At 56.3% G+C, this 11,130-nt stretch carries 8 protein-coding genes; 5 read left to right on the forward strand and 3 right to left on the reverse strand.

The window, feature by feature from the left end; all coding sequences use genetic code 11:
* The 3 genes from RAL88_RS21635 to tgt all read left to right on the forward strand — a co-directional run bounded on the left by RAL88_RS21635 (position 1) and on the right by tgt (position 2,822).
* A complete protein-coding gene (locus tag RAL88_RS21635) occupies positions 1–471 on the forward strand; it encodes a peptidylprolyl isomerase (protein ID WP_306266326.1) in 471 nt (156 codons plus the stop codon).
* Between the two features lie 132 nt (positions 472–603).
* On the forward strand, positions 604–1,677 hold the full coding sequence (gene queA / locus RAL88_RS21640) for a tRNA preQ1(34) S-adenosylmethionine ribosyltransferase-isomerase QueA (protein ID WP_306266328.1): 1,074 nt from the start codon (positions 604–606) through the stop codon (positions 1,675–1,677).
* On the forward strand, positions 1,674–2,822 hold the full coding sequence (gene tgt, locus RAL88_RS21645) for a tRNA guanosine(34) transglycosylase Tgt (RefSeq protein ID WP_371932128.1): 1,149 nt from the start codon (positions 1,674–1,676) through the stop codon (positions 2,820–2,822). Before queA ends, tgt begins: the two co-directional genes overlap by 4 nt.
* Before the next feature lie 27 nt (positions 2,823–2,849).
* Here the strand turns inward: tgt and RAL88_RS21650 are convergent, their stop codons facing one another.
* The gene (locus tag RAL88_RS21650) at positions 2,850–3,542 is read right to left on the reverse strand and encodes a PleD family two-component system response regulator (protein ID WP_306266329.1); all 693 of its coding nucleotides are present in this window, start codon (positions 3,540–3,542) and stop codon (positions 2,850–2,852) included.
* A gap of 1,118 nt (positions 3,543–4,660) precedes the next feature.
* On the opposite strand from RAL88_RS21650, the gene RAL88_RS21655 reads away from it, so the two are divergent.
* Positions 4,661–8,353 (forward strand): vitamin B12-dependent ribonucleotide reductase, encoded by a 3,693-nt coding sequence (locus RAL88_RS21655; RefSeq protein WP_306266332.1) that lies wholly within the window; start codon positions 4,661–4,663, stop codon positions 8,351–8,353.
* Between the two features lie 50 nt (positions 8,354–8,403).
* Here RAL88_RS21655 and RAL88_RS21660 read toward each other — a convergent pair whose 3' ends face one another.
* On the reverse strand, positions 8,404–9,789 hold the full coding sequence (locus RAL88_RS21660) for a transposase (protein WP_306265319.1): 1,386 nt from the start codon (positions 9,787–9,789) through the stop codon (positions 8,404–8,406).
* Positions 9,790–9,871: 82 nt separating this feature from the next.
* Here RAL88_RS21660 and RAL88_RS21665 point away from each other — a divergent pair, with 82 nt between their 5' ends.
* Positions 9,872–10,171 (forward strand): hypothetical protein, encoded by a 300-nt coding sequence (locus tag RAL88_RS21665; RefSeq protein ID WP_306265320.1) that lies wholly within the window; start codon positions 9,872–9,874, stop codon positions 10,169–10,171.
* Positions 10,172–10,229: 58 nt separating this feature from the next.
* Here RAL88_RS21665 and RAL88_RS21670 read toward each other — a convergent pair whose 3' ends face one another.
* Positions 10,230–11,054, reverse strand: a complete 825-nt coding sequence (locus RAL88_RS21670) for an IS5 family transposase (protein WP_306265500.1) — start codon at positions 11,052–11,054, stop codon at positions 10,230–10,232.
* Positions 11,055–11,130 lie beyond the last annotated feature (76 nt).

The following is an 11,130-nucleotide window of genomic DNA, read 5'->3' on the forward strand; positions in this document are numbered from 1 at the left end:
ATGACAGACATAAAAGATCCGGAAAACACCATTATTCTCGATACCACAAAGGGTGAAGTGGTTATTGAAATGCGTCCGGACCTGGCTCCAAACCACTGTGCAAGAATCAAGGAACTCGTCTCTGCCGGCTTCTATGATGGGACACCGTTTCACCGGGTGATCGACAGTTTCATGGCGCAGGGCGGTGACCCGACCGGAACCGGGACTGGCGGCTCCGGCAAACATCTGGATGCCGAATTCAACTCTGAACCCCATATCCGTGGCGTGTGCTCTATGGCACGGGCGCAAAGTCCCAATTCAGCGGACAGCCAGTTCTTCATCTGCTTTGCCGATGCAACATTTCTGGACCAACAATATACTGCCTGGGGCAAGGTTATTTCCGGTATGGAGAATGTCGATTCATTCGCCCGTGGCGAACCTGTGCGCAATCCGGACAAAATCACCACAGCAAAAATGGCGGACGCTGCCTGATCCGGCCACTCAGGCCGATTCGCTGCGCATCGGACAATCTGCTTGCGCAGTGAGCAGATTTGATTCTGTGCCAGTTCTGTATATGAAACCCGCACGTCGCCCGATGTGCGGGTTTGTCTTTCAGGATACATAATGCGAGTTGACGAATTCGATTTTGAACTGCCTGCAGACCGCATAGCCTTGCGGCCTGTAAATCCGCGCGACTCCGCGAAAATGCTGGTGGTAACACCGGGGCAGGCACATCAGCACAGTGTGGTGGCGGATCTTGTCCGCTTCCTGAAGCCCGGCGATGCGCTTGTGTTGAATGACACGAAGGTCATTCCCGCCCAGTTGGAAGGCGTGCGTCTGCCGCGCCGCGCGGAATTTCCACCGGCCGGCATATCAGCCACATTGCATATGCGGATCAGCGCCAACATTTGGGATGCTTTCATCAGGCCCGCCAAAAAAATTCAGATTGGCGATCAACTGATGTTTGCAAAGGATGGGGCGAGTTTGCCCGCCACAGTTACCAAAAAAGGTGATGCGGGGGAGGTGCAACTCGTCTTTCCCTTCAATGCAGCAGAGTTGGACGCAGCTTTATTCGCTGTCGGGCACATTCCGTTGCCACCCTATATCGCTTCAAAGCGGGCTGAAGACGGTCAGGACAAGACGGATTATCAGACCATTTATGCGCGCCAGGAAGGAGCTGTGGCAGCCCCGACCGCAGGTCTGCACTTTACCGATGAATTGCTCTCATCGCTGACTGCAGCGGGCATCGCACACCATTTTGTCACCCTGCATGTCGGTGCCGGCACGTTCCTGCCGGTCAAGGCGCAGGACACTGATGATCATATTATGCATTTTGAAACCGGAACCGTGTCCGATGAAGTGGCGGCTGCGCTGAACAGCACTCGTGCCAAGGGAGGGCGCATTGTTTCAGTCGGCACCACCAGTCTGCGGCTTCTGGAAAGCGCGGCTGACGAGACTGGGCGAATGACCGGATTTCACGGTGCCACAGATATTTTCATTACGCCTGGCTACAGCTTCCGGATCGTCGATATTCTGATGACAAATTTTCACCTGCCACGCTCCACATTGATGATGCTGGTTTCCGCATTTTCCGGACTTGAAACCATGCGCGATGCCTATCGCCATGCGATTGCCAGCAGCTATCGCTTCTATTCCTATGGCGATGCCTCTCTCTTATTCAGACAGGACCGGACATGAGCGCTGACATGCCGCCAGCAGAATTCAGTTTCGAGCTTCATCACACCGATGGCGCTGCCAGGCGCGGAACAGTTCACACGCCTCGCGGGGCAATTCGCACGCCGGCCTTTATGCCTGTGGGCACAGCGGCCACCGTCAAGACCATGTATCCCGACCAGGTTCGCAAGCTGGGTGCCGACATTGTGCTGGGCAACACCTACCATTTGATGTTGCGGCCGGGGGCGGAGCGGGTTGCGCGGCTCGGTGGCCTGCACCAATTCATGCGCTGGCCGCACCCGATCCTGACCGATTCCGGTGGCTTTCAGGTCATGTCCCTGGCCAATCTGCGCAAGATGAACGAGCAGGGCGTGACATTTCAGTCGCATATTGACGGGTCGCGGCATGAATTGTCGCCGGAGCGCTCTATTGAAATTCAGGGCCTGCTTGGCTCTGACATTCAGATGCAGCTGGATGAGTGCGTCGCTCTTCCCTCGAGTGAGCAGGATATTGAACGGGCGATGGAGCTGTCGCTGCGCTGGGCGGAACGCTGCAAGACAGCATTTGGAAATCAGCCCGGGAAAGCCATGTTCGGCATCGTTCAGGGTGGCGACGTGTCACATCTGCGGGAACGTTCGGCGCAGGCGCTGAGCGCAATGGAGTTGAAAGGCTATTCCATCGGTGGTCTGGCAGTCGGCGAACCTCAGGCGGTGATGCTGGACATGCTGTCGGTCACATGTCCGCTTTTGCCGGCCACAAAGCCGCGTTATCTGATGGGCGTGGGCACCCCGGATGATTTGCTTCAATCGGTTGCGCGCGGGGTTGATATGTTTGACTGCGTAATGCCAACCCGGGCCGGCCGCCATGGCCTGGCCTATACGCGCCGTGGCAAGGTCAATTTGAAGAATGCCCGCCATGCCGATGATCCGCGCCCGCTTGATGAAGACAGTTCATGTCCTGCAGCGCGCGATTACAGCCGGGCCTATCTGCACCATCTCATCAGATGCAACGAGGCACTGGGCGCAATGCTGCTCAGCTGGAACAATCTGCATTATTATCAAAGCCTCATGCAGGGGATGCGCGACGCCATTGAGGCGCAGGCTTTTGCGGACTTCACGGCGGCCACAAAGCACAATTGGGCATCAGGTGATCTGAAGCCGGTCACCTGATTTTCTGGAGCGTGGTACGCGCCTTTATTACCGGCGACTAACCCGGGCAAAGGCTCCGGACTGGACCGGTACGGAAGTGGGTTTCGGGGATTTTCTGCGGTCGGATTTTTCATCAGCCGGCTGTTGATTCGACGAAGCGTCTGCCACTTCGGCGGTGTCCGCTTCTTCTCTGTTTTTTCTGGCAGAACGTTGTTTTTCATCATGATAGGCGCGTGCGCGGCTGAGGCTTTCGGCCTTGTCGCGATGTTGTTCCAGCTTCAAATCGACCCCTTCAATCACATAACGGTCATTTTCAAGCCGCAACTCCCGGACGTCGCCGGCGACCCATTGCAGGCGTTTCACCAGACTTTCCGGTGAAATCGGTTTGAGCAGAAAACTACTGGCGCCCAGGCGGTAGGCCAGTTCCACTACGCTTTGCGAGCCATAGGCACTGACAACGATAACCGGCAGGAAACACAACGGATCCATTTGTTTCAGCCGCAGAGTGCGCAGCAGCTTAGCACCGCTGGTCGCGTCCATGCGCCAATCCAGCAGCAGAACGTTTGGCGGTTCATTAAGCATCGCATTCATCGCCCGCTCCGGATCGCCATAAACGCGCGCCCGTTTGGTTCTGAGCGTGCTGAAGATAGATCGATAAATGCCTTGCATGGCCTTGGAATCGTCAATTGCCACAAGGTCTAGCTCTTCAAGCGGCAACCCGTAGGCGGAATGAAGTGACATATTTTCCCATGCTTTCTGACATCAAAGGAAGTCTTTGATGTGAAACTCTACCGAAGATTCATTTAAGCACTGGTAAACACGGAATGCGGCTCAGCGCCGGAGTCAGATGCGCAATCAGGACAGATGATTCTTTTGCAAATGCCATAAATCTGCCAGAAAGTTTTCCCCGACATTCACATTTTTAGGGGTAAAATTCAGGGAATCAGTTTCAATTCCGCACCTTTTGCTGCACGCGGAATTTCAAGTAATTTTTTTATCTTTTTTCCACTTCCGTTCGCCTGAAAATGCCCGACTCGAAATTTCCGTTGTCCGCCAAACAGATGCAAGGTTCCGTTGCGGCATATCCATCCATTGCTCTGTCACACAACATATCGCTAACGCATTTTGCCCGAACACAAGTGGTTGACGATGTGGGTCTCCACGGTGCAATTTTTTGTCACGTCATCAATGCAACAGAGCAACTGTCCGTTTCTGGATGACCGGCGTTTGGGTGCGTTGTGTGTCAGCAGTTTTTTCGGTCCTGAGTATTGCAGGGTCATGGCTGTCCAGCTATCGATTTTGCGATCGTGCGGGCCAGGCTGCAAATCAGGGGCATTTAGTCTGCTGTGCCCGGCGCGAAATGCTGCGCGGACTAGAGGGTGGCGTTTCCTTGGAGGCCTTGTGTTTCCTTGATTCATAAACAGGAAAAAAGTGGTCCGTTTTAGGTATGACAATCTTGTGTCGAATTCGTAAAAATGTCATTGTAAACACAAGATATGGTGTTTAAAGGAATTGTTAATACAATATCCTGACACTTGTCCCTGTCACCGAATGTGAGTCGGCCTGTCCTTCGAAAGGACAGGTTCTGCCAGCAGACGACTGCCGCGAGGCATTGATCTGCTGTGAAGAATTGTCGGCTCCTGCAGCAGGTTTGAGTTGAACCGGTCGTTGTAGAAAAAGAAGGCCGGGCCGAAAAGGATGGCCGGAACAAAATTGAGAAAGCCGGCTGGCGCTTGCCGTTCAGCCTGTCAACGCGAAATATATGGGTGGCAACACACCCGCCACAGGAAGCCGGGCGCTTCCTTGTCAGACACCGGATGCCACTGGGCATCAGCCATGAAGAGAGATTTGAGGCCACAATGAAGATAGAACGTCGCTACACCAAAGAGGGCCAGTCTCCCTACGCGCAGATCAAATTTCGTAAAGCGACCAGTGAGATTCGCAATCCCGACGGGTCAGTGGTCTTCCGTCTCGAGAATATCGATGTGCCCACCCAGTTCAGCCAGGTCGCAAGCGATATTCTGGCGCAGAAATATTTCCGCAAGGCCGGTGTGCCCACCCGGCTGAAAAAGGTCGAAGAGAATTCCGTGCCGTCCTTTTTGTGGCGTTCCGAGGCTGACAAGGCCGCCCTGGCCGATTTGCCGGCCGACCAACAGTCCGGCTCTGAAATGGATGCGCGGCAGGTGTTCGACCGGCTTGCCGGGACCTGGACCTATTGGGGCTGGAAGGGCGGGTATTTCAACACCGAGAAAGACGCCTCCGCATTTTACGACGAATTGCGCTTCATGCTGGCCACCCAGAAAGTGGCACCGAATTCGCCACAATGGTTCAACACCGGCCTGCATTGGGCCTATGGTATTGATGGGCCGTCCCAGGGCCACCACTATGTTGATTATCAGACCGGCAAGCTGGTCAAGTCCAAGACCGCATATGAGCATCCCCAGCCTCATGCCTGCTTCATTCAGTCGGTTGAGGATGATCTGGTCAACGAAAACGGCATTATGGATCTCTGGGTCCGCGAAGCCCGTCTTTTCAAATACGGCTCCGGCACCGGATCCAACTTTTCGATGTTGCGCGGCTCCGGCGAGAAGCTTTCCGGCGGCGGTAAATCCTCCGGGCTGATGTCGTTCCTGAAAATAGGCGACCGGGCAGCCGGCGCGATCAAATCCGGCGGCACGACCCGCCGGGCTGCCAAGATGGTTGTGGTTGATATCGATCATCCCGATATCGAGGACTACATCTATTGGAAGGTTAAGGAAGAGCAGAAAGTCGCTGCGCTCGTCACGGGTTCCAAAGTGGTGTCGAAGCATCTGAAAGCTGTCATGAAGGCCTGTGTCAATTGCGAGGGGCCTGAAGGCGATTGCTTCGATGTCGCCATGAACCCGGCCTTGAAGCGCGAAGTGCGGGCCGCCAAAAAGGCTTTGGTTCCAGAGAATTACATCCAGCGGGTGATTCAATTTGCCAGGCAGGGTTACACCGATCTGGAATTTCCGATCTACGATACAGATTGGGATTCAGAAGCCTACCTCACTGTGTCAGGTCAGAATTCCAATAATTCGGTGCGGGTCACGGACGGCTTCCTCAATGCGGTTGAGGCCGATAGCGACTGGGACCTGATTGGCCGGATTCGCGGTGATGTCATCAAAACGGTCAAGGCCCGCGATCTTTGGGAAAAGGTCGGCTATGCCGCCTGGGCCTCTGCCGATCCTGGCATCCAGTATCATACCACCATCAATGACTGGCATACCTGCCCGGCAGCAGGCGAAATCCGCGCCTCCAATCCGTGTTCGGAATATATGTTCCTCGATGACACGGCCTGTAATCTGGCCTCACTGAACCTGATGCAGTTCCGCAGCAAGGACCGCAGCTTCGATGTCGACAGTTTCGAGCATGCCACACGGTTGTGGACTATTGTTCTGGAAATCTCTGTGCTGATGGCGCAATTCCCATCGAAGCAGATTGCAAAACTGTCCTATGAATACCGCACCCTGGGCCTTGGCTATGCCAATATCGGCGGCTATCTGATGACCTCCGGCATTTCCTATGACAGTGATGAAGGCCGCGCCATCTGTGGCGCCATCACTGCTATCATGACCGGCGTGTGCTATGCGACGTCTGCGGAAATGGCGAGCGAGCAGGGCGCGTTCCCGAACTATGCGCCCAATGCTGACAGCATGTTGCGGGTTATCCGCAACCACCGCCGCGCCGCCCATGGTCTGGCGGATGGTTATGAAGGTCTCAGCACATTGCCGGTGCCACTGGATCACGCATCCTGCGAAGACAAGAACCTGATCAAACGCGCGGAAAAGGCATGGGACAAGGCGCTTGATCTTGGCCAAAAGCATGGCTACCGCAATGCCCAGGTCTCGGTAATTGCACCCACCGGCACCATCGGCCTTGTCATGGATTGCGACACAACCGGCATTGAACCGGATTTTGCTCTGGTGAAATTCAAGAAGCTGGCCGGTGGCGGTTATTTCAAGATCATCAACCGGGCCGTGCCCGAAGCTTTACGCCAGATCGGCTACAGCGAGGCGGAGATTGCCGAAATCGAAGCCTACGCAGTGGGCCATGGCTCGCTGGCACAATCCCCCGGCATCAATCACAGCACCCTGAAAGCCAAGGGCTTCACTGACGAAAAGATCAACACAATCGAAGCTGGCCTCGGCTCCGCCTTCGACATTAAATTCGTCTTCAACAAATGGTCGCTTGGCGAAGAGTTCTGCAAAGATGTGTTGAACCTGTCGGGTGAGCAGCTGGATGACATGTCGTTTGATCTGCTCGCTGCAATCGGCTTTGACAAGGCGGATATCGAGGCAGCCAACATTCATGTCTGCGGCGCCATGACGCTGGAAGGGGCACCGCATCTGAAGGATGAGCATCTGCCGATCTTTGATTGTGCCAATCCCTGCGGCAAAATCGGCAAGCGCTATCTGTCAGTGGAAAGTCACATCCGCATGATGGCCGCCGCTCAGCCATTTATCTCTGGAGCAATTTCCAAAACCATCAATATGCCGAACAGTGCAACTGTCGAGGAATGCAAGGAAAGCTATATGCTGTCCTGGCGCCTGGCGCTGAAAGCCAACGCTCTGTATCGCGATGGGTCCAAATTGTCGCAGCCGCTGAATGCCCAGCTTCTGGCGAATGATGACGAAGATCTGGATGCCGTGGAAGACCTGGTGGCCGCTCCACTTGCCGTTCGTGCAACCCAGGTTGCGGAAAAAATTGTTGAGAAGATCATTGAGCGCGAGATTGAAGTCCGATCCCGCGAAAAACTCCCGCATCGCCGCAAAGGCTACACCCAGAAAGCGATTGTCGGCGGCCACAAGGTCTATCTGCGTACCGGCGAATATGAAGATGGCCGTCTTGGTGAAATTTTCATCGACATGCACAAGGAGGGCGCCGCCTTCCGTGCCATGATGAACAATTTCGCCATCGGCATTTCGCTTGGCCTGCAATATGGCGTGCCTCTGGAAGAATATGTCGATGCCTTCACCTTCACCCGGTTTGAACCGGCAGGCATGGTAATCGGCAATGACGCTATCAAGAATGCCACATCGATTCTCGATTATATCTTCCGCGAACTGGCAGTCTCCTATCTTGCCCGCAACGAACTGGCACATGTTCAACCCGAAGATATGGGTGCAACCAGTGTGGGCCGTGGTGTTGAAGGCGACAAGCCGACAACACAAGTGTCGCATGGTCTCGTCCGGGGGCAGACGGACCGCTTTCGTGTGGTTGGATCAGAGCCTGCCGGAGCCGATAAGGGATCGCCGGCACAGGCTGCCAGTATTGCCCGCGTCACCCAGGCCTTCGCCGGCAGCAAGGCCGGACCGGCGGTGGCCTTCAAACGCGATATTGATGTCTCGATTTCCGAGGAAGTCTCCGTTGGCCAGACCCAGCCCAGAGACGACAAGGCCCAGCAGATCGCCATGGCCCGAATGAAAGGCTATGAAGGCGAAAACTGCTCTGAATGCGGCAATTTCACCATGGTCCGCAACGGCACCTGCCTGAAATGCGACACCTGCGGCGGCACCAGCGGCTGCAGCTGAGCTAGAGAGATACTGAAATGGAATATGCGCTCTCAGCTCGACTTTGTACATTATGCGGCGAAGCAGAGAGCCTCTGCCATACGCACGAGACGGTCGGGAGGGATTTTGTGTCTTTCCCGGTGCGGCGGGGAGTGTTGATAAATGTCTCCGACCCATAAGGCGAGCCTTACGGCGCCGATGGCATCGGTGAAGGTGAGATGGGTCTTACGATACCAGGCTGCGGCATAAGGAATGCTCGACTTGGACAACAGATCGCACGCCCACAAAGAGATAAGGCTGTAGAGACCAAGCAGCGCCGGCGTGGTGCGGGCGATAGCTTTGTCGGACCATTGCCGTTGGGTTTCGACGCCAAGATGGGCGCGGGTTTCGGCGAAGGTGACCTCGACCTGCCAGCGGCGGACGAACAGGGCGATGATGTCGGCAGGATCGAGCGTTGTATCGGTGCTGAAGAAAGCTTGCGGAGCGCGCCGGCCGTCAGGATCCCTGACGAGGACCCAGCGAATTGGCTTGGGCGGCGTACCAGGTCGGTACCACAATGCGGTGCTCGAGGTAATTTCGAGTGCCTTATGGTGCTTGCGCCCATACCAGGAGGACGCGGTGATCCTTTTCCAGGGCGTGGTCGGGTTTGAAAGCAGCGTTTTCAGCTTGGGCAAGGGTGGCCCCTTCTGCGCCGGGCGTCCGAGGGTGTGGCCGTCACGTTTTGGAGGGGCCGCGTAGAGATTGGCGTCGAGCCGCAGTCGGCTGATGAGGGTTGCTCGGCCGCCGATGGCGTACGCCAGTTCATGGACAGCGAAGCCGCTATCGCCCACGAAGACGATGTCGCGCTCTGGCATCCAGCGACAGAGCTGGAGCGCCCCTTGGCGGGCCCAGTCGGTCAGCAGCTTGTGCCTGCGTCCGCGCTGGTGGTCGGAGCGCTCCGAGGGGGCCAACAGGGTGAGCACCGGGAGGGCCTTCACAACACCTGCCCAAGGGACCGGCGTCAGCACCATGAAGCTCAACCAGCGCAGCCCGCTGGCTTTGACGAAGTGGCCATGGCTGGAGCGGACAGGATCGCGATAGATGCCGCGCGCAGTGATTTTGCGCCCCCATCGGCGCTCGATTGTATCGTCCATCCCGATGACCACGGGACCCTCCGGCACGAGGCGGTCGATGATCATGGCCAGCAGGCGCCGAGACATATCGCGAGACTCCCAGCGGGCGCGGTTAAGGAGCTGATGGTAGCTCGAAAAGTTTTTCGCCTCGGCGCGCCCGGTCATCCGCAGGCAGGCGCTGACGGTGCGCTTGCCCGGGGCCAGCACGGCCCCCATGACCAGGACGAGCATGTGCTCCCAACTGGGCGCCGTGAAGCACGGGCGCAGCGCCTGCAGCCAATCGCGCAGGATCTGGGGAACGGGATCGCCCGGAGACGGCGGCAAGAAGGGGGCATGATGTTTCATCCCATGTTTCGAATCCCTTGTCGCTGACCATGCAAGCAGGCAAACCTGCGGCAAAGTGAATCACGTGCCCTGAGGTGTTCCTATGTATGATCGGCACATGCAGCATGACGAAATCGCCGTTCGCATCGAAGCCTTCGACGACGCCAATGGTGGTGGCGTCGGTTTTTACAAAGACAAGGGTGCCTACCATCTCTACCTGCTGGAGACGGAGGCGCCGATTGCCCGGCTGAAGCCGACCGGCAACGGCAACGAAGTCCGGCTCGGATACTGGTCACACCGGCGCAAATGGGAGGATGTCGATGACATCGGCGGCGTCGTCATACCCCTCGACGAGGCGCTCGAGTTCATAGCGAACGAGGGCATCTTCTGGCTCTGGACCTGACCACAAAAACGTACAAAGTCGAGCTCAGAGCCCGACTCAAAATTAATACCTAATGATTTCAAGTCCTTGCGATAAGGCGGGTGGTGCGCCGGATGGATGCGATGAGCAGCCAGGCCTCGGAAGATGCGATGGTTGCCTCCCAGTCTTTTGCCAAGCGACGACACCTTCCAAGCCATGCAAATGTGCGCTCGACAACCCAGCGCCTTGCAATAACAACAAATCCTTTTGCGCCATCGGGGCGCTTGACGATCTCGATGGTCGGCCCATCCATGTTCTGAAGAACAGTTGTCAGCTTTTGCCCGGCATAACCGCCATCTGCGAACAGATGGGCAAGGCTGGGGAAGCTCTCTTTCGTATATGCGATGGCGTTCGGCGCGCCATCCCTGTCCTGTATATCGGCGGTGTGCATGATCGCACCCAGCATATTGCCTTGTGTATCAGTGAGGATGTGACGCTTGCGGCCTGTGATCTTCTTGCCCGCATCAAAGCCGCGCGGGCCGCCGCTTTCCGTGGTTTTCACGCTTTGGCTGTCGATCACACCCGCTGTCGGCTCTGCCGCTCGACCGGCCAAAAGGCGTGCGGACATGACCAGCGTTTCGTTGATGATGTCGAGCATGCCGCTGTCGCGTAATCGGTAGAAATAGTGCTGGACCGTTGTGAAGGGCGGGAAGTCTTTTGGCAGCATCGCCCACTGGCAACCCGACGCCGCTATATACTGGATCGCGTTCCATATTTGGCGCATCGGCCATTTGCGCGGTCGACCGACCTTGCTCGGCGCAGGCATGAACGGCGCGATCAACGCCCATTCCTCGTCCGTACAATCACTTGCATAGCGCAAGTGTCTGCGGTCATATTGCTTCCGAGTGATTTCAGTCCAAGCCATCCGATCCTCCATTGTCTTTGCAAACAACAGAGAATCACAACTTGCTGAAATCACTCAACATAATTTTCGGTTGGCC

The sequence above is a fragment of the Pararhizobium sp. IMCC3301 genome, from assembly GCF_030758315.1.
GTDB lineage: Bacteria > Pseudomonadota > Alphaproteobacteria > Rhizobiales.